This is a genomic window from Streptomyces sp. NPDC029526 (assembly GCF_040637405.1).
Lineage (GTDB): Bacteria > Actinomycetota > Actinomycetes > Streptomycetales > Streptomycetaceae > Streptomyces.
Genome location: NZ_JBEZWE010000001.1, coordinates 654,235 through 673,306, shown reverse-complemented (window position 1 = coordinate 673,306; position 19,072 = coordinate 654,235). Strand labels below are relative to the sequence as shown.

The 19,072-nt window shown below is 75.6% G+C and carries 15 protein-coding genes and 1 pseudogene; 4 read left to right on the top strand and 12 right to left on the bottom strand.

Going from position 1 to position 19,072, the window contains the following annotated elements:
* Window positions 1-66: 66 nt before the first annotated feature.
* From AB0F01_RS02960 to AB0F01_RS02925, 8 genes and pseudogenes are all read right to left on the bottom strand, one after another.
* A pseudogene (locus AB0F01_RS02960) lies at window positions 67-270 on the bottom strand (Trm112 family protein); the annotation flags it as partial.
* Complete coding sequence (locus AB0F01_RS02955) at window positions 267-1,181, bottom strand: hypothetical protein (RefSeq protein WP_362090211.1); 915 nt, start codon at window positions 1,179-1,181, stop codon at window positions 267-269. The gene AB0F01_RS02955 and the pseudogene AB0F01_RS02960, both read right to left, overlap by 4 nt.
* A gap of 27 nt (window positions 1,182-1,208) precedes the next feature.
* Window positions 1,209-1,946 carry a class I SAM-dependent methyltransferase gene (locus AB0F01_RS02950; RefSeq protein ID WP_362089329.1) on the bottom strand — a complete coding sequence of 246 codons (738 nt, stop codon included), beginning with the start codon at window positions 1,944-1,946 and terminating at the stop codon, window positions 1,209-1,211.
* Window positions 1,943-3,259 (bottom strand): condensation protein, encoded by a 1,317-nt coding sequence (locus AB0F01_RS02945; protein ID WP_362089328.1) that lies wholly within the window; start codon window positions 3,257-3,259, stop codon window positions 1,943-1,945. Before AB0F01_RS02945 ends, AB0F01_RS02950 begins: the two co-directional genes overlap by 4 nt.
* Window positions 3,256-7,527 (bottom strand): alpha-(1->3)-arabinofuranosyltransferase, encoded by a 4,272-nt coding sequence (locus tag AB0F01_RS02940; RefSeq protein ID WP_362089327.1) that lies wholly within the window; start codon window positions 7,525-7,527, stop codon window positions 3,256-3,258. Before AB0F01_RS02940 ends, AB0F01_RS02945 begins: the two co-directional genes overlap by 4 nt.
* Window positions 7,524-8,264: a class I SAM-dependent methyltransferase gene (locus AB0F01_RS02935; RefSeq protein ID WP_362089326.1), complete on the bottom strand. Its 741-nt coding sequence runs from the start codon at window positions 8,262-8,264 to the stop codon at window positions 7,524-7,526. The genes AB0F01_RS02940 and AB0F01_RS02935 overlap by 4 nt, the downstream gene beginning before the upstream one ends.
* Window positions 8,261-9,448 (bottom strand): glycosyltransferase family 4 protein, encoded by a 1,188-nt coding sequence (locus tag AB0F01_RS02930; RefSeq protein WP_362089325.1) that lies wholly within the window; start codon window positions 9,446-9,448, stop codon window positions 8,261-8,263. The genes AB0F01_RS02935 and AB0F01_RS02930 overlap by 4 nt, the downstream gene beginning before the upstream one ends.
* 293 nt (window positions 9,449-9,741) lie before the next feature.
* Window positions 9,742-10,737, bottom strand: coding sequence for a DUF3068 domain-containing protein (locus tag AB0F01_RS02925; RefSeq protein ID WP_362089324.1), 996 nt, complete (start codon window positions 10,735-10,737; stop codon window positions 9,742-9,744).
* 224 nt (window positions 10,738-10,961) lie between these two features.
* Between AB0F01_RS02925 and AB0F01_RS02920 the strand changes: the two genes are divergently transcribed.
* From AB0F01_RS02920 to AB0F01_RS02905, 4 genes are all read left to right on the top strand, one after another.
* Window positions 10,962-11,114 carry a hypothetical protein gene (locus AB0F01_RS02920; RefSeq protein ID WP_362089323.1) on the top strand — a complete coding sequence of 51 codons (153 nt, stop codon included), beginning with the start codon at window positions 10,962-10,964 and terminating at the stop codon, window positions 11,112-11,114.
* Window positions 11,115-11,117: 3 nt separating this feature from the next.
* Window positions 11,118-12,377 (top strand): helix-turn-helix domain-containing protein, encoded by a 1,260-nt coding sequence (locus tag AB0F01_RS02915; protein WP_362089322.1) that lies wholly within the window; start codon window positions 11,118-11,120, stop codon window positions 12,375-12,377.
* Between the two features lie 586 nt (window positions 12,378-12,963).
* Window positions 12,964-13,737: an IclR family transcriptional regulator gene (locus tag AB0F01_RS02910; protein WP_362089321.1), complete on the top strand. Its 774-nt coding sequence runs from the start codon at window positions 12,964-12,966 to the stop codon at window positions 13,735-13,737.
* Window positions 13,734-14,597 carry an SMP-30/gluconolactonase/LRE family protein gene (locus AB0F01_RS02905; protein ID WP_362089320.1) on the top strand — a complete coding sequence of 288 codons (864 nt, stop codon included), beginning with the start codon at window positions 13,734-13,736 and terminating at the stop codon, window positions 14,595-14,597. The genes AB0F01_RS02910 and AB0F01_RS02905 overlap by 4 nt, the downstream gene beginning before the upstream one ends.
* A 141-nt stretch (window positions 14,598-14,738) precedes the next feature.
* On the opposite strand, the gene AB0F01_RS02900 is transcribed toward AB0F01_RS02905, so the two are convergent.
* The 4 genes from AB0F01_RS02900 to AB0F01_RS02885 are packed head-to-tail and all read right to left on the bottom strand — an operon-like array spanning window position 14,739 to window position 19,028.
* The gene (locus AB0F01_RS02900; RefSeq protein ID WP_362089319.1) at window positions 14,739-16,139 is read right to left on the bottom strand and encodes an FAD-dependent monooxygenase; all 1,401 of its coding nucleotides are present in this window, start codon (window positions 16,137-16,139) and stop codon (window positions 14,739-14,741) included.
* 8 nt (window positions 16,140-16,147) lie between these two features.
* Window positions 16,148-17,326 carry an MAB_1171c family putative transporter gene (locus AB0F01_RS02895; RefSeq protein ID WP_362089318.1) on the bottom strand — a complete coding sequence of 393 codons (1,179 nt, stop codon included), beginning with the start codon at window positions 17,324-17,326 and terminating at the stop codon, window positions 16,148-16,150.
* Window positions 17,323-18,507 carry an MAB_1171c family putative transporter gene (locus AB0F01_RS02890; RefSeq protein WP_362089317.1) on the bottom strand — a complete coding sequence of 395 codons (1,185 nt, stop codon included), beginning with the start codon at window positions 18,505-18,507 and terminating at the stop codon, window positions 17,323-17,325. Before AB0F01_RS02890 ends, AB0F01_RS02895 begins: the two co-directional genes overlap by 4 nt.
* Window positions 18,504-19,028, bottom strand: coding sequence for a toxin (locus AB0F01_RS02885; protein ID WP_362089316.1), 525 nt, complete (start codon window positions 19,026-19,028; stop codon window positions 18,504-18,506). The genes AB0F01_RS02890 and AB0F01_RS02885 overlap by 4 nt, the downstream gene beginning before the upstream one ends.
* Window positions 19,029-19,072: the final 44 nt, after the last annotated feature.

Genomic DNA, 19,072 nt, shown 5'->3' with positions numbered 1-19,072 from the left:
GGCGGCCTTCCCGGCGTCGCCGTCCCCCGGCCCGCCGACGTCCCCGCCCGCGGTCACCCGGGTCAGCAGCAGCTTCTCGTGCTCCTCGGCGGACACCTGCTCCCCGGAGGACGGCAGCAGCTGCGGGATGCCGTCGACGATGGGATAGCGGCGGCGCAGCCGCGGGTTGTAGAGCGCCTCCCCGCCGCCGTCGTCGGCGGCGAGGAGGTCCAGCGGGCCCTTGTCGAGCGGGCAGGCGAGGATCCTCAGCAGCGGGTCGTCGGCTTTCACGGCGGGGTCAACTCCTCGGCGGGGGCGGGGGACTGCGGAGCGGTGTCGTGCTTGGGCATGGCGAGCAGCACGGCGACGGCGAGCAGGGTGCCCGCCACCCGCAGGGCCAGCCGCAGCGGCTCGTCCGGCAGTTCCTCGCCGAACGTCAGCGTGCCCAGCACGGCGGTGAACAGGCAGGACACGGTCGTGCACACCGGCACGATCAGCGACGCCCGGCAGCGCTGGAGCGCCGCCTGCGACATCACCAGGCCGAACACCGCGGTGAACAGCAGCAGATACGGGTACGGCGAGCGGAGCAGGGCGGGCACCGCGCCGCCGATCCCACCGGTCGTCAGATGGCTCGACACGCCCTTGACGGCCAGCGAGCTGACGCCGTAGAGCAGGCCCACGGCCACGCCGTACTCCACGCCGGTCGTCGGCAGCCGGTGCCGGCGGCGGGCGTTGCGCTCGGCCGAGGCGTACAGCCCCACCCCGGCCGCCAGCGCGGGCACGCACACCAGCAGGATCAGCGGGTAGGGGGCGTCCCGGCCGACCGTGTCGGCGTCCGCGCCCCCCTCGCGCAGCGACAGCACCACCATCAGCAGTGCCAGCAGGATGGCGCCCAGCGCGTACCGCTCCCGGCCGCTGGTCTCCTCGCCCAGCAGCCGCGCCGACAGCAGCACCAGCAGCACCAGACCCGAGACGAAGATGCCCTGCGCGGCGGCGATCGGCAGCGTGGCGTACACCACGAGCTGGGCCGCGAACCCGGCCGCCAGCGCCAGCGAGCCGCAGATCCACAGCGGGCTGGCGAGCACCAGCCGCAGCAGCCGGGCGGGCCTGCGGACCGACACCTCGGGCAGCGCGCCGAGCGCCCGCTTCTCCAGGACGAAACCGGCGCTGTACAGGACGTTCGCCGACAGGGCCGCGAGCACTCCCCACCACATGGCCCCCCGCCCCCCTCACGTCCGGCGTGCGTGCAGCAGCAGGATCGAGGCGAGCGGCGGCCGGGCGCACGCGAGCCGGTCCACCGCGCGCAGCGGGCGCGGCACCCCGTGGAAGGGGGCGCCCCTCAGCGCCTCGACGGTGAAGCCGGACGCGGCGACGAACTCCCGCAGCGCGCGGGCGGTGTACAGCCGCAGGTGGCCCACCACCTCGCTGCCCGGCCGGCCGTGGATGCCGCGCAGGCTGACCTCGGAGAACACCGGCTGCACCCCGGCCAGCAGCAGCGCCCGGTTGTACCAGGCGGCCAGGTTCGGCGTGGACAGCATCAGGTGGCCGCCGGGGCGCAGCACGCGGCGGATCTCGTCCAGGGCCGCGTCCGGGTCCACGAGGTGTTCGAGCACCTCGCTGAAGAGCACCGCGTCGGCCGAGGCGTCCGCGAACGGCAGGCCACCGTCGGTGAGTTCACCGCGCACCGCGTACGGCAGCCGGGTGCGGGCGCGGGCCAGCGCGTCCTGCGACCAGTCGACGCCGACGAGGCGGTGACCGCGCAGGAAGGGGGCGGCGGTCGCGGCGGCCGTGCCGTCCCCGCAGCCGATGTCCAGGACCGTCCGCGCGCCGCCGGGCCCGGCCGGGCCGAGCGCGCGGGCCAGCATCCGGGCCTGGCGGCGGCTGCGGGAGGCGCCGGAGGCCACCGGCACCGCCGGGTTCTCGTAGAAGTCCCGCAGGCCGGGGGGCGGGGCAGCGGTGGTGGTCACGGCGTCGCCTCCGTCGCGTGCAGGTAGTGCGTGAACAGCTCGCGCAGCCGGACGGCGTCGCCGTGGCCGAGCAGGGTGCGCGACCAGCGCAGGGACAGGTGCAGCCGGCCCGCCGTGGACGCGGTCGTGAACGTCAGGCCGCGGGGCATCCGGGCCGGTGCGGAGAACCACACCGCGAGCGCGCGGCCCGCCTCCTCGCCGAAGTCCAGCGGATAGGGGATCCGGCCGATGTTGCTCAGCAGGGTCGTCGACGTCCACGGCGCCGCGGTGCGCCGCAGGGCGCGGGTGAGGGCGGCCCGGCAGACCACCGGGGCCCAGGGCGCGGTGAGCAGGGCGGCGCCGTGCCCGAGCTGCGGCCGGGACAGGGCCTTCAGGGCGCGGGTGCGGCGGGCGGTGCGCCGCAGCAGCTCCGGCATCAGGGCCGGGTCCAGTTCCTCCGGCGCGAAGGGCACCTCGACCAGCCGGGTGCCGTTGCCGATGGGCATGCCGGCGTCCCGGGGACGGTCGTCCACCGGCATGGTGATGCGCAGCGGGCGGGGCCGGGCGCCGTGCTCCCGGTTCCAGTGCACCAGGGTCAGCGCGGTGGCGGCCATCAGCTGGTCGTTGACGGTGTACGGGGAGCCCTTCGGCCGGTGCGGCAGGGTGAGTTCGGTGACCAGCAGCCCGTTGCCGGGCACCGTCCCGGGCCGCCCGGGGGCCACCCGGGCGGGCGGCGACCAGTTCGACGGCAGGTCGGGCGGCGGCTGCGGCTCGTCGGCCGGCCGCACGGGCGGCGCGGCCGGGGCGTTGTCCCGGCCGCCGTAGATCTCCGCGGCGGTGGCCACGATCCGCAGGCAGGCGGGGCCGTCCAGGGCGGTGTGGTTGAGGGTGAGGACCAGCGCGGTGCCGCCCGGCGGCGGGGCGGGGGAGTCCCCCTCCCCACCGCCCGCCCGGCCGTCGGAGGGGCCCCCGGAGGGGATCACCTCCAGGCGGACCGGCGGGGACGCGGTGAGCGGGGGCGCCTCGGTGAGCGCCCGGGTGCGCGCGTCCCGGAGGGCGGCGGCGCCCGGCGGCGCGAAGGTCACCACCTCCACGTCCGGGCCGTCCGTCAGCTCCCACTCGTAGCGCCGCCGGTACCAGGGACCCCCGGCCTCGCGCATCAGGACGCGCGGGTGCCGGCGCAGCGCCTCGGTGAACGCCTTGCGCAGCCGGTCCCGGTCCAGCCGTCCGGGCAGGTGCACCTCGATGTGGACGGTCTCCGGCTCCGCCTCCTGGGCGCAGTGCCGGGAGACCTCGTCCACCACCGGGAACGGGATGCGCAGGGGTGCGGTCATCCGGGCTCCCCCCGTCCCCCGGCGTCCCGCCGGGTGCCGTCCGGCCGGGCCGGGGGCGGCGGTGGTGCCGTCGCCGGGACGGGGGGCAGGACCTCCGTCGTCCCCGTGTCCCGGCCCCCGGCGCCGTCGGGTTCCGGCCCGGTCGCCCGGCCGGACGCCTCGCCGATGCTCACCAGGGCCGCGAACAGGCCGGTCAGGGCCAGGAGTTGGGCGACGTGGCCGAAGGCTCCGGAACCCGCGCCCACCGGCTCGCCGGCTCCGACGGCCGCTGCCACGCCCGCCCCGGCGAGGGACACCAGCGCGATCGGCACCAGCAGCGTGTGCCGCCGCGCCGCGAGCACCGCCAGCGCCGGCACCAGCAGCGCCCACCAGCCCGCGACGACCACGCCGGCCAGCGTCAGCGCCACCGCGCCCAGCCACAGCCCCGGCTGCGGGGGCACCGGCTGCGGGGCGTCCGGGTTCTCGGCCCGGCGGCGCCACAGCACCAGCCCGATCAGCACCGCGATCCCGGCCCCGCTGCCGATCAGCGCGGCGTCGTAGGTGGTGGCCGGGCCGTAGGACAGCTTCACGGTGCCGCCCGCGCCCGCCGGGATCTGCCAGCCCTGCTGCCAGCCGTCCAGCCGCAGCGGGGTCAGCTCCTTGCCGTCGAGGGTGGCCGTCCAGCCCTCGTTGTAGTTCTCGTACGTCGTCAGGTACGACGCCGCGCCCGAACCGACCGTCACCTCCCGCTGGTCGCCGAGCCAGTCCCGGATCTCCAGGTCCCGCCCGGTCGTCGCGGGCTGCGGGACCGTGCCCCGGACCAGGGTGACGTCGGTCAGCACCAGCGGCCCGGCGTCCCCGCCCTCCACCCGGTGCTTCCCGGCCGACAGCTCCAGCCGGGAGTCGCCCTCGCCGCCCTGGCAGAGCGTCACGTCGACCTGGCGCCGGTCGGTGAGGTCGCCCACGGTGCCCTTCACGGACGTCTCGTACAGCCGGCCGTCCACCGCCACCACGGGCCCCTTGCCGCACTCCAGGGCGAACGCGCGGTTCCGCGAGGGCTGTTCGGTGCGGGTCTCGTCCTCCAGGGCCGGCAGGTACGCCTCGGTCAGGCCGACCGGCAGTTGCAGGTCGTCGTCGACGACCGGGTTGTGCAGGGTCAGCGGTGCGGTCTGGGTGACGGTGATGTCCAGCCGGTCGGTGGTGATCGGCGGGAAGCGGACCATGCCGGTCTCGTCGACGGCGGCGATCGCCGCACCGTCCGGGGAGCTGATGTGCACCTCGGCCGCCCTGGCCGACAGGCCACCGGCGGGCGGCAGCACCAGCTCGCCGATCTCCTCCTTGCCGGACCAGCTCAGGTGGATCGTCGGCCGGTCGCCCGCGATCCACGCGGTGGTCAGGTCCCCGTCGGTGAGGTTGCGGGCCGACAGGCCGGCGCCCAGGCGCGCGGTGGAGTCCGCGGTGGCCACCACCCGTCGGCGCTGCTCCGGTGCCACCTCGTACAGCAGCCGGTCCAGTGCCTCGCCCGGTACCGCCACCGCCTTCGCGGACAGCTCGTAGGTGCCCGCGGTGCCGGTGGTGAAGGTGCGGTGCAGGCCGGCCTCGCTGCCGGTCAGGGACAGCCCGGTCGGGTCGGCGGCCCGGTGCAGCGACACCATCTGGACGGGGGAGGTGGAGTCCTCCGCGTCCTCGGGCAGCCGCAGCAGCCGGGTCACCTGCACGTCCGGCAGCTCGATCTCGGCGAAGCCCGCCCCGGTCAGGCCGGGACGCTCGGCGGTCGAGCCGACGATGGTGAGCTTCATCCAGGACGTCGGGCCCTCGGGCGCCCGGATCCGCTGCTTCTTGCCGTTGGCCTGGACGAAGGAGGTGACCGAGCCCTTCTCGGTCTCCACCCGCACCCGGGTCGGGGCCGCCCGCACGCCGTCCTGCGGCAGCGGCAGGACCCCGATCGCGTCCGGCATCGCGTAGTCGTCCTCGTCGAAGGCGATCCGCAGCCACTGCCCGTCGGGCGACTCGGCGGAGCCCTCCGCCCAGGCGGTGTCCGGGTTGCCGTCGAAGGCGTTCACCGGGTCGTACTGGGGCAGGTGGAACAGCCAGTTGCCGTACGAGGACGCGGTCACCGACTTCGCCCCCCGCAGTTCGGCCACCGTCTGGTGGCGCAGGCCCTCGGTGGGCAGGATCTGCCGCGGCCGTTCGCCCGGGTCCTGCTCCGCGTCCGGGGCGTTGCGCTCGTCGCGGGTGTACGTGTACGAGGTGTTGGCGTTGACCAGGCCGAAGCGGGTGTCCGCGTACCGCATGCCGTCACCGGTCACCTGCAGCGGCGCGGTGCCGAGCCCGGGGTGCCGGTCGCCGGTCAGCACGGCCGGCCGGCCGCGCAGCGAGTCCGCCACCGGCAGCAGTGCCTCGGGCCCGCCGGAGACCACGGCGGTGTCCGCGACCGGCGCGAGCCCCGCCTGACCCGGACGCGGGACGTCCGCACCGGCCGGGCGGTAGATCTCCACCGCCCGGTGCCGCGGGTACAGGCCCTCCACCGCCAGCGGGGCGTCCTGCGCGATGACCCCGCCGGTCATCACCGGTCCGAGCCCTTCGACGCGCTGGTACCCGGACTGCTCCAGGGTGCGCTTGACGACCGCCGTCGGCACCTGGCCGACCTGCTCGGGGTCGAGGTCGTTGCGGACCACCAGGTAGAAGATGCCCGCGCGGCTCAGGTAGTCGGCCAGCCCCGGCACCTCGGAGCCGGTCAGCAGGGCCTGTTCGACGGCGTCCATGGCCCGCCGGTTGCCGGGCGTGCCGAACGGCACGTAGTCGCGCTGCGCCCACCGCGACCCGGCGACCACGTCCAGCGGCTGGTCGATGGTCGAACCCCAGGTGTGGATGCCGTGTGCGGTCGCCGGGACCACCAGGGCCCGCGAGTCGGGGGAGTACTTCTTCAGCCAGTCGGCGGTGGCGTACCAGTACTTGGGGATCTCCTGGAACGAACCGGGGTTCAGGACCGAGCCGTTGAGGTACGGGAACACCAGCCCCGGCAGCACCAGCACCGCTGCCGCCAGCGGGGCGAGGCGCCGGCCGCGCACCGGGCGCCCGCCGCGTTCCGCCGCCGCCACGCCCACCAGGTGGGCCAGCCCCAGCACCAGCGCCAGCGCCAGGCCGGTCTGGAACTTGTAGATGTTGCGGAACGGGGCCAGCCAGCCGTCGAGCCAGTCCTGCACCACACCGTGGAAGGGCGCCCCGAACGCGCCGCCGTACCCGGCGAGCAGGATCAGCGCCGTCACCAGCACGGTCAGCACCAGCCAGCGCCGCTCCGGCATGTCCCGCCGGGCCAGGCCCGCGAGACCGAAGCCGGCCGCGAGGGCCGAGCAGACGATCACCAGCACCGAGGAGGCGACGGTCCAGCCGGCCGGCAGCCACGCCTCACCGAAGTGCAGGTAGGCGACCCAGTTGCCGCCGCCGCGCAGCGCCTCGGTGGCGGACATGGTGTCGGTGGTGGTCTTCGCGGTCTCGATGAACGGCAGGAAGTTCTCGCCGTAGACGCCCAGCAGGAGCAGCGGGATCCACCACCACGCCGTCGCCACGATCATCGCCGGGGTCCACCAGGCGATCAGCTTGCGCTGCCGCGGTCCGCGCGGGCGGGACAGCAGGTACAGGCCGACGGGCAGCAGCGACGCCAGCGTGGAGGCCGCGTTGACGCCGCCCATGAACGGCACGACCAGCGCCGAGCGCAGTGCGGCGACCCGGGCCGAGTACCGTTCGTCGGCCAGCGGCAGCAGCACCCACGGCAGGAACGCGCCGGGCAGCGCGGCGGCCGACGTGGAGCCGATGACGGCGGTGAACACCGGCCACATCGCGTAGGCGGTGGCCGCCAGGAGCCGGGAGGCGCCGCTGCCCACCCGCAGCCGTTCCGCCAGGCGCAGCGCGCCCCAGAAGGCGACCGCCACGATCAGCGACATCCACAGCCGCTCGGCCAGCCACACCGGCAGGTTCACCAGGTCGGCCAGCCAGTGGAAGGGCAGCATCGGCCACACGTAGCCGATGTACTGGTCCTGGATGCCGCCGAAGGAGTTCTGGTCGTGCCACAACTGGCCCAGGTCCTTCAGGAAGCGGCCCGGATCGACCGTCACCCCGAGTTTGGTGTCGAAGGTCTGCCGTCCCGGCTGCACCGCGAGCAGCAGGGCGAACACCACCGCCCAGAAGCCCAGCAGCCAGCGCCGCGAGCGCGGGCCCTCGGGAGGGCCCGCGCTGGCCGCGCGCGTCGGGACGGCTGCCGGAGGGGGAGCCTGGACCGTGGTCGTCATTCGGGACACCGCCGGAGGATGAGAAGGAGGTTCCAGGTAGCGAACTCGCGCAGACCGGGCACGTGGACCACGGTCTGGGTGAGGAAGGGCCAGTAGCGGGACCGCGCCGTCACGAGCGTCACGTCCTCGCGGGCGCGCACCAGCCGCAGGGTGCCGCCGATGTGCACGCGGAACAGGTTCTCGCCGAGCCGGTGCTTGGCGGGCCTGCCGGTGCGGCGCTCGTAGCGGGCGCGGGCCCGCTCGGCGCCGAGGTAGTGCCAGGGGGCCCACTCGTGCCCGCCCCACGGCGACAGCCAGTTGGTGAAGGAGACGTAGATCAGCCCGCCGGGCCGGGTGACCCGGACCAGCTCGCTGAGGAAGGTCTGCGGATCGGCCACGTGCTCCAGCACGTTGGAGGAGAAGGTGACGTCCGCGGCGCCGTCGCACAGCGGCAGCAGGTAGCCGTCGGCGATCACCGTCCCCTCGGGCGGCTTCTCGGCCAGCTCCCGAACGTCGGGCTCGAACAGGTGGGCCTGGGCGCCCCGGGCGCGGAACTCCCGGGTGAAGTGCCCGCTGCCGCCGCCGACGTCCACGACGACCCGGCCGGCCACCGGACCGTCGTACGCCTCGACCTGGTCGGCGGCGTCCCGGGCGAGCAGCGCGTAGCAGGTCTCGGGGTCCTCCTGCTCGCGCAGGAAGGCGCGGAAGAGGGCGAGGGAGCGGCGTATCGAGGGGTCCTTCCGCCCTCTGCCGCTCATGGCCGCCAGCTCCGCACCGCCTCGGTCGCGACCGCGCGGAACTGCCGGACCGTGCGGTCCCAGCGGAACCGGGCGGCGTGCTCGCGGGCGGCCTCGCCCATGCGTTCCCGGCGGGCCCCGGACAGCGCCAGGGTGCACCAGGCCGCCGCGAAGGAGGACTCGCCGGAGGCGAGGACGCCGGTCTCGCCGTCCACCACGGAGTCCCGCAGCCCGGGCACGTCGAACGCGACGGCCGGGGTGCCGCGGGCGGCGGCCTCGGTGACCACCAGGCCCCACCCCTCCACGGCGGACGGGTGCAGCAGCAGCCAGGCCGCGCACAGCAGTCGGTGCTTCTCCGCCTCCGGGACGTGTCCGGCGAACTCGACGCCGGGTCCGGCCAGGCGCTCCAGGCGCCCGCGCTCCGGCCCGTCGCCGACGATCACCAGCCGGCCGCCGGTGACCGGGCGGACCCGTTCCCACAGCCGCAGCAGCAGGTCGACGCGCTTGTACTCGACCAGCCGGCCCACCGCCACGAACAGCGGCTCGACGGAGCGGGAGGTGCGCGGACCGGGCTCCTCCACGCCGTTGTGCACGATCCGGATCCGGTCGCGCCGCACCCCGATCCCGCTCAGCGCGTCCGCGGTGGACGGGGACACGGCGACCAGCAGGCCGCGCTGCCGCGCCCCGGTCAGCGCCCAGTGCTCCAGACGCCGTCCGAGCCGCGCGGCCGGGGCCAGCGGGCCGCCGAACCGCATCGCCCACAGGTCGGTGTGCACGTGGTTGACCAGGCACAGGGTGGGCCCGCGGTGCCACAGCGGGGCCAGGTACGGCATGCCGTTGCACACCTCGACCAGCAGGTCGCAGTCGCCGACCTGGCGGGCGAAGGCGGAACGGGCCCGCAGGTAGTGGCCGTAGGGGCCGCCCGCCGACACCACGCGGTACTCACGGAAGGAGGCGGGTCCCCCGCACAGCAGGGTGACCTGGTGGCCCAGCCGGGTCAGGCCGTCGGCCAGCCGGTCCACCAGCAGCTCGGAGCCGCCGGCCGACGGGTTGTCCAGGTCGCGGTGGGCGAGGAAGACGATCCGGCGGGGGTGCGGGGGGAGCGCCGGAGGGCGCGCGGTCGCGGTGACGGCCGCGGTGCGCGGGGAGTCCCCCCGTCCGGCCGGGGCCGGCAGGGGAGGGCGGGACGGCACGTGCTGGGGCATCGGTGCTCCAACTCGTCTCGGAGTGAGGAACGTGGCGTGGGGAACGCGGTGCGCGGGGCCGGCGCGGTGGGGTGCGCCGGCGTGCGGCGGGCGGGACCGGTGGCGCGGGTGGTCGGTCGGTGACGGGGTGGGTTCCGGACCGGAGGGTCCCGGGACGGGACTCCCCGGACCGTGCGGGACGCGGGGTGCGGGCGGTGCGGTGCTTGGGTGGAGTGGGACAGTTTTCGCCGCCCCGTCCCCCACGGCTACTCACCGATGTGACAATTTCCGGCTTTGTTGAAGCCGGCGCGATGTCATTTCGTGAGCACCGGCTGGGGCGTTCCGGACGTACCGGTGGAATCCGGCCGGTCCTCTTGCTTTCGCCCACGGGCCACCAGGAGCCCCCCGGCGACCGCCAGCACCGAACCGGCCACCACCGCGCCCACCGGGAGCGTCTCGCCCACCAGGCGCAGCTGCCCGCTGTCCCGCTCGGCCTGCCGTACGGCCTCGCGCTGCGTCTCCGGGGTGAACGCGATCCTCTTCGCGTCCAGCAGCACCGCCGCGTCCTCGTCCGCGCCGGGCGCCCGCAGCGTGCGCTTCGGCCCGGTCTGCGCGTAGATCACCCGGCCGGTGCGCTGGTCCACGACCAGCTCCACGCCGTGGTTGGCGTACCACTCCTCGGCCAGCACCTGCGGCCGCTCCGGCTGGTCCACGAGGCTGCCCGGCACCAGCCGGCTGCCGGCCCGGGTGGGCGGCACCGAACCGGTGAACCGGTAACCGGTGTAGCCCTGCACCTTCTTGGTGCCCCGGTACTTCAGCACGACGGTGTCCCCGAGCGTGTTGTCCCACCACTGGTAGGAGCGTTTCTGCACGTCGAAGGGGAACTTCAGGTACGCCTCGCCCTCGATGCGCGGCGACTCCCCGCAGCAGTGCACCGGCTCGGTGGTCCGGCGGTCCAGCACCCAGCGGTGCGGGTTGAGGTCCAGGGCGTCGTGCGGATCCGCGGCGGGCAGCGACTCGTCCGTGTCGACCGAGGTGATCACGTCCCACACGGCGTGGCCGCTGCGCTCGCTCGCCTCGACGTTGCCGCGCACCCGCTGGGTGACCGTGATCCGCTGGTCCGGCACGGTCTCGATCTTCCCGGTGTCGAACACGCTGCCCCGGCCCTCGTAGACCGCGGTGGTGTCGATGTCGACCGGATTGACGGCCGCCCGGGGTTTCACGTACCAGGCCAGCAGGGGGGCCAGCACCAGCAGGAAGGTGCCGAGACCCAGCAGGATCAGGGAAAACGGGGAAGCTGTACGACGCATCCGGGCACTCCAGGGGCTTTGGGTCGGCGCGACGCGCGAGGGTCGCCACCGCGGGCATGAGCGCATGCGAGAGGGCTGGTCCACCCGACACCCCTTATGGGCCGGGAACGGTATGCGCCCCTTGACGAGGTGTCAATGTCGTGTCGACACTGGAGCGGGACAGGCGGGGGTGGCCGGTCACGTGCGGGGGTGGGGAACCTCCCGACAGAGAGGCTGACCCAGCCATGTCCAGACTGATCGCCGCCACCCTGACCGTCGCGCTCGGCGCGGCCCTGGCCGTGGCCGCCGCGTTCGGCGCGGTCGCACTGCTGGAAACGGTGCCCGACCAGCCCAACACCCCGTTGATCACCTATGAGCAGGCCGGGCAGGGGAGCTGAGCCGTGACGGCTCCCACCGGCCCGGTCAGGACGGTCACGGCCCGCTCCGCCTGGCACGACGTGCCGCGTCACCAGGTGCGCCGCTTCGCCGAGATCGCCATGGCCGAGGCGCCCGCGCTCGCGCAGGAGATCATGAACGAGATCCGGCGCGAGTACCCGCACCTGCCCGTGGTCCTCGACGACTCCGGCGAGCCGATGGCCCTGATCGGCATCCGCCGCGCCATCGAGGTCTTCGTGAGCCACCTGGAGCACGCCGACTACTCGGCCGGCCGGCCGACCGTACCGCCGGGCGTCTTCCAGGAGTTCGGGCGCGGAGAGGGCCTGCACGGCCGGTCCCTCGACTCGCTCCAGGCCATCTACCGGCTGGGGGTCCGGCTGGCCTGGCGCCGGTTCGCCGAGATCGGCCAGCGCATCGACATCCCGCCGCCCGCCATGTACGAACTCGTCGACGCCGGCTACGAGTACCTCGACGGCCTGGTCGACCAGTCCGTGCGCGGCTACGCCGAGGCCGCCGCCCGCCAGGCCGGCGAACGGCTGCGGCTGCAACGCCGGCTGATGGAGGTGCTGCTGACCGAACAGCACCGGGGCGACCCGGCCGAGGCACTCGGCGAGCGGGCCGCCCGGATCGGCTGGCCGCTGCCGGACAAGGTCGCGGTCGGGGTCCTGCGGCGCCCCGCGCGCGAGGCGGTCGCCCCCGCCGTGGGGCAGGGCGTGCTGCTCGACATGGAGTACGAGGAGCCGCGCATGGTCGTCCCCGAACCGGACGCCGCCGGCCGCTCCGACCTGCTGCACCGCGCCCTGGCCGGCTGGTCCGGCGCCATCGGGCCGCCGGTGCCACTGGCCGACGCCGCGAAGTCGCTGCGCTGGGCGGAGGCCGCCGTGCGGCTGATGCGGCGCGGGCTGCTGCCCGCCGGGGAGGTGCTGTACTGCACCGAACACACCGAGGCGCTGGTGCTGCTCCAGCCCGAGGAACTGATCGACGACCTGGCGCAGCGCTGTCTGGCCCCGCTCACCCACTGCGGCCCCACCCACGGACGGCGGCTCGCGGAGACCCTGCTGGCCTGGCTGGAGACCCGGGGCGGCGCACCCGAGGTGGCGGCCCGGCTCGGCGTCCACCCGCAGACCGTCCGCTACCGGCTGCGCCAGATCCGGGAGTTGTGGGGCGACGAGATCGACGACCCGGACCGCCGCTTCGAGCTGGAACTGGTCCTGCGGGCCCAGCGGTTGAGAGGCGAGCTGGGAGGCCCGCGGGCACGGCGCTGAGCGGCGGGGGCGGCTGCCCGGGCGGCGCACGGGGGGGTCGGGCGCCGGCCTGCCCGGCCGGCCGCGCTGCTTCCCGCTCACCTGCGTCCACTCGTCTCGTCCGCGCCTGGCCGCTGAGTCCGTGCCCGCCCGGCTGACCGGGCCGGCCGCCTGACTGCCGGGCCGGCTGGTCGCCGGTCCGCCTGCGCCCGCCCGCCCGCGCCCGCGGGCCCATCCCCCGTGCCCTCGCCCGCATGCCCGGAGCGCCCGCCAACGGGCCCCAGAGGCAGGGGGCGCCGGGCGCGGGCTGCGATCCGGGGCCCCACGGGCAGCGGGCACGGGGCGCGGGCAGCTGCTCCCGCCGCGCACGGCTCCCTTCCACCCCACCCAGCCCGCTGGGCCTGTTCCCTCCCTCCGCGCCCTTCCCTTCCGCCCCGCTCCGTCCCGCAGGCCCCCGCACCGGGGCCATTGCCCGGCCGGGTGTGGGTGGTTAGCCTGTGTTCGTCATTCCGATCGCCTGTTGATATACCGAACGCCGGTACCGTCCGCGGTGCTCCGGCGGCTCGAACGGCAGCGGGCACAGAGACAGACAGGGAGGGGGCCGGCCGTGGGACGCCTCGTACCAGCCGTGACCCGGGCTCTGGACATCCTGGAGCTCTTCCTCGACGGGGACGGGACGCTGTCGGCCCCCGAGATCGTGCGCCGGCTCCAACTGCCGCGCACCACCGTCCACGAGCTGGTGACCACGCTCGCCGCCCGCAAGTACCTGGTCCCCGTGCCGGGCGAGCCCGGACGCTACCGGCTGGGGGTCCGCCCCTACCAGCTCGGCGCCCGCTACGCCGAACACCTCGACCTCGCCGCCGAGGGCAGGCAGGTGGCCCGCTCGATCGCCGAGACCTGCGACGAGACCGTGCACGTGGCGATCCTCGAGGACACCGACGTCATCTACATCGCCAAGGTCGACTCCACCCACGCCGTGCGGATGGTCTCCGCGGCCGGGCGGCGGCTGCCCGCCCACTGCACCTCCGTCGGCAAGATGCTGCTGGCCTCCCTGCCCGAGCAGGAACTCGCCGTGCGCATCCCGGACGACGCCCGGCTGACCGCGATGACCCCCGACAGCATCACCGACCCGGCCGCACTGCGCGAGGCGCTCGCCGCGATCCGCGCCCGGGGCGTCGCCGTGGAGAACCGGGAGTCCAACCCCGACGTCAGCTGCGTGGCCGCCCCGGTGCGCGACCGCACCGGGCAGGTGGTGGCGGCCCTGTCCATCTCCGTACCGATGATCCGCTGGAGCGGGGAACGGCAGGCCGAGCTGGAACGCCTCGCCGTCAAGGGCGCCGCCGACCTGTCCGAGCGGCTCGGCCACCGGAGTCCGTCGTGAGCCGCCGGCCCCGCACCGCCTACGAGGTGGCCGTCCGGGCGGAGGCGGCCCTGGGCGAGGGACCGACGTGGGACGCGGCCACCGGCCGCCTGCTGTGGATCGACATCCTCGGCGCCCGCCTGCACGGCTACGATCCGGCCACCGGCCGGCGCACCGTCCGCACCCTGGACCAGCACGTGGGCGCGGCCAAGCCCCGCGCGGGCGGCGGCCTGGTGCTCAACCTGCGCGACGGCATCGGCCTGCTCGACCCCGACGACGGCTTCCGCTGGCTGCACCGTGAGCCCGTCCCCGGCCGGCGCGGCAACGACGCCGCCGTCGCCCCCGACGGATCCCTGTGGGCGGGCACCATGCGCTACGACGAGGCCGTCGGCGGCGGCACCCTGACCCGTTTCCTGCCGGACGGCACCGCCGAGACCGTGCTGGACGACGTGACGGTGAGCAACGGCACCGGGTGGAGCCCCGACGGCCGGCGGATGTACTACGTCGACACCCCCACCCGCCGCGTCGACGTCTTCGACGTCGGTCCCGACGGCCGGGTCTCCGGCCGCCGTCCCCTGGCCGTGGTGGAGGAGGGCGCGGGCTTCCCCGACGGGCTCACCGTCGACGCCGACGGCTGCGTCTGGGTCGCCCTGTGGGACGGCGCGGCGGTCCGCCGCTACACCCCGGACGGCACCCTGGACCGGGTCGTCCCGCTCCCCGTCCCCCGGGTCACCGCCTGCGCGTTCGGCGGTCCGGGCCTGAGCGACCTGTATCTCACCACCGCCCGCGTGGGCCTGACGGGCCCGCACCCGCTGGCCGGGTCCCTGCTGGTCGTGCCGGACGCCGGACAGGGAATGGCCCAGCCGGCGTTCGGCGGCTGAGCGGCCGCCGAGCGACGAGGGGCGCCCGGCGGAGGAGTCCGACCGAGGCGCCCGGCGAGCGAAGGCCGCACCCCCGCCGGCACCAACACCCGTGGGCCGGGGCCGCCCGCGCGGACCGGGGCGCCCCGGCCGGCCGACGCCTCAGCCCCCGGTGCGGTCCAGGCGTTCCAGCAGGGCGCGTTCGGACGGGGTCAGCGGCGGTTCGTCCGACGGGGGCAGCGGTGAACCGGCCAGCACGGCCAGGACGGTGTCGGGGCGGAACATGCGGGTCGCCGGGGTGCGCATGCTGGTGACGTCCCAGACCGCGCGGGCCGCCGGGTACGAGCCGGTGGCCGCCCGCATCATGCGCCGCGCGTACGCCCCGACGACCCGGTCGGCGACGCCCGGCCGGCCGCCCCGCACCCCCGGGTAGTGGATGTCCTGGCTGATGGCCGACGACCAGGCCGCGTCCACCGCGCGGGCGGCCCCGCGCAGCACCCGCCGGCCCAGCCCCGGCGCGGTCGGCTCCGCGCGCCCCAGCTCCCGGGCCAGCACCCGCGCCCCGAACGCGGCCACCGACATGCCCTGCCCGTAGGCCGGGTTGAACGTACCCAGCGCGTCGCCGATCACCGTGAAGCGCTCGGGCCAGCGCGGCGCCTTCTCCAGGTACCGCCGCACGTTGCTGGTCGACCGGCTCAGGTGCACGTCGGTGAGCGGTTCGGCGCCGGAGATCAGCCGTCCCACGATCGGGTCCCGCACCGACAGCGTGTAGCGCAGGAACCCCTCCGGGTCCGCCGGGGGCTCGCCGCCCCGGGTACCGCCGCAGCTCACCAGCCAGCGGTCGCCCTCGATCGGCATGACCATCGCGCTGCGCCCCGGGCGGGAGGCGTACGGGTCCGACTGCACGACGGTCAGCGGGAACCGCTCGGCGCCCTCGGGCATCCGGTAGAGGCGCGTGGCGTTGACCAGCCCGGCGTCCACGGTCCGCTCCCGGACGCCGGTCAGCCCGAGGCGGTCCAGCCAGCCCACGACCCGGGTGCCGCGCCCGCTCGCGTCGACCACGAGATCGGCCGGCAGGTCGGTGTCCCCGCCCGGGGTCGCCAGCCGCACCCCGTCCACCCGCGTGAGGGATCCCGTCAGCCCGACCACCGCCGACCGGCGGATCCGCACCGCCGGCCGTTCCAGCACCACCGAGCGCACCACCCAGTCCAGCAGCGCCCGGCTGCACGTGATCATGGCCGGTCCCTCGTGCCGCCACCGCCGCAGCCAGCCCTCCGAGGTCAGCGCGAGCATGCCGTTGCTGAGGGATATCTCGTGCGCCCCGGCGGCGAGCAGCCGTTTGCGCAGGTCCGCCTCCGGAAGGAGCTCCTCCAGGGCGTGTGCGCCACCGGCCATGAGCAGGTGGGCGTGCCGCCCCTGGGGCAGCCCCCGGCGGGGCTCGGGGCCGTCGGGCAACGCGTCGCGGTCGAGCACGATCACCTCGTCCACGCCCGCGTCGGACAGGACGGCGGCGGCCAGCATGCCGGCCAGGCCCGCACCGATGACGACTGCTCTACGCGACATGGGGCTCCTCAGGTCAGGGGGTCGGCCACCGGGGACGGCACCGCGCCGTCGGAGGCCGCGGGTGGACGGTTCAGTTCCTCGGCGAGTTCCACCAGGCCGCCCGCGCCGGACACCTCGGTGGCGTGCAGCCGGTAGGTGGCGGCGGGCTCGGGGGGTTCCTCGCGGGCGGCGGCGCGGCGGGCGGCCTCGGTGAGCATGGCCGCCTCCGCCGCGAGCCGGGCCCGGTGCGGGGAGCGGCCCGCGTCCAGGGCGGCGTCCCGCACCCGCTCCCGGAGCCGGTGGTCGAAGTAGGGGGCCAGGGTCAGCAGGGCGTCGTGGATGGCCACCTCGCGCCACTGCAGCCGCTCCTGCGGCAGCAGCCAGCGGGCCGCGTGCGGCCCGGGCGCGGTGGACGCCGGCCGCACCAGGGCCCACAGCGGTTCCAGCCGCCGGTGGTCCCGCAGAGCCCGGCGGTGGGCCAGCACCGGCGGCAGCAGCCGGGGCAGCAGGAACCCCGCCGAGCACAGCAGGGCGGCCAGCGAGGCCATCGGCGGCGCCACCCGGGTGGACAGCACGTCCAGATCGTGCCCCGCCCAACGGGCCACCACCGCCGTGTACTTGGCCAGCTGGAAACCCACCAGGTCCAGCAGCGCGCCCAGCACGATCAGCCGCAGCCCGGTGCGCAGCGACCCGGTGACCTCCCGCCCCCACTTCAGGCACACCCGGACCAACGCCAGCATCGCCGCGCTGTGCCCCAGCAGGTAGAGCACGATCATCTCGCGCAGGAACGGCGTGGTGGCGTAGTACGTGTCGAGGTCGGTGAGCCGCTCGGTGTCCGGGTCGGCGAGGGCGAACAGCACCACCAGGGCGACGGTCAGCGCGCCGTACGCGGCCACCGTGCGCAGGACCAGGCGCCGCACCCGCTCCCGGGGCCCGCCCCGCCAGTTGATGATCAGCACCAGCACGGCGCAGCTGTACGCGTTGAGCATGCCGTAGGTCAGCGGGGCGCCGAAGTTGGGGATGCCGGTGAGGTCGTTGACGGCGGCCAGGGTGGGCGGGGCGGCGCACACGAAGACCAGGGCGCCCAGCACGATCGCCAGCCAGGTGGACAGGGTGAGGGGGTTGCGCAGCGCGGCCCGGGGGCGGCGGGCGATCAGCACCGACGTCAGCCCGAACACCAGGCCGCCGAGGTAGACGAGAAGGCTCACACGGTCCCCGCAGGGGTCGTGCCGCCCGCCACCGGCGCGGCCCGCCGCGGCGGCGCCACGCAGGCCAGCGCGTCGGCGATGCGGGCCAGCCCGGCCGGTCCGGGCACCCGGTCGAGGGGCCGTCCGCCGGGGTGCGGCGGGGGCGTGCCGGGCCGGGCGTCCGCCTCGTCCCGGGCCGCCGCGGTGATGACCGCCGCCCAGGCGGCGGCCTCCGCCCACTCCGGGTCGCCCGTCGTGCCGAGGGCCGCCGCGCGGGTCCGCTCGTACAGGTGCCGGTCGAAGTACGCGTCCAGGTGGCCCAGCGCGTTGTGGATGCCCGTCTGACGCCACATCAGCCGGGTGGCGGGGGAGGCGCAGCGTGGACGGGGCAGCCGCAGCGCGCGGCGGGTGATCAGGTCGTCCAGGAGCCGCTCCAGGGGCGCCAGCCGGGCGTAGGTGCGGCGCGCCGTCCGCCATTCCGTCACCCGCGGCCCGACCAGCGGGACCAGCACGCCCACCACGGTCGTCACCGCGCCCAGCCCGGCCGCCGCCGGGGAGACGGCGGTGCCCAGCGCCGACCAGTCCCGTCCGGTCCACCGCGCGCCCACCGCGACGAGCTTGGCCACGCTGTACCCGGCGCCGCACAGGGACCCGGCGCCGAACAGCGTCAGCCCCACCCGCAGCCGGCCGCGCACCCGGCGCGCCCAGGCCAGCGACGAGGTGGTGGTGACGGCGACCGCGACCAGGTGGGCGAGGAGGTACAGCACGATCATCTGGGCGATCCACGGCGTGGTCGCGTAGTAGGTGTCCAGGTCGGTCCGGCGCTCCTCGGGCACGTCGGCGAGCGCGAACGTCACCGCGATCCCGAGGATCACGCCGGTGTAGGCGAGGGTCCAGCGCCGCGCGGTGCGGTGCACCCGGGGACCGCCCCGCCAGTGCACGATCAGCACCTGGGAGGCGGCGCAGTACGCGGTGATCGCCGCGTAGGTGACCGGCGCCGCGAGGTTGGGCACCCCGCTGAGCCGGTTGATCGCGCCGACCGTCGGGGGCGCGCCCAGCGCGAAGCAGAGCCCGGCGAGGCCCAGCACCGCGCAGATGGCCCGCAGGTAGGGATCGCCGCGGTGCCGCAGCAGGTCCGGCGCCCGGACCAGCAGGCCGAGCCAGAGCAGCCCGCAACTGAGGTAGTTGATCAGGCCGTTCACCGGCGGGTCCCGCGGTGGTTCAGCGCGGCGCCGATGCGCGCGGCGAGGTCCTGCGGCTCCTCGGCGGCGCCGCCCTCGGTGGCGAACACGGAGTCGGGGGTGGCCTCCAGCCAGGTCCGCAGCCGACGGCCCATCAGCATGCCGAAACGGTCGGCCTCCTGCTCCTCCGCCTCGTTGAAACAGGTGCGGGCGGCGACCCGTTCGGACGGGACGCCGGCGGACGCGGGCCCGGTGCCCGCCCGGTGCATGTGCCACACCTCGTGGCAGAGGATCACGATCTGGTGCCACACCGCGGCCCGTTCGTCCACCACCACGTCGTCGTGGCTCTCCCGGTCCAGCCACAGCCCGCTCGCCGTGTGCGGCGGGAACGCCGCCCGGTGGACGACGACCTCACGCCCCCGCCAGGCGCCGACCGAGGCGACCAGGGCGTCGAACAGGTCCTCCGGGTCCGCCGGGACCGCCACCCGGATGGGGTCGATGAGGGCGTCGGCGAGACGCCGCATCTCCTTCCTGGTACGCACCGCGGTCTCCCTGTTCTCCCGGAACCCTGGCCTGGTTCGGTCAC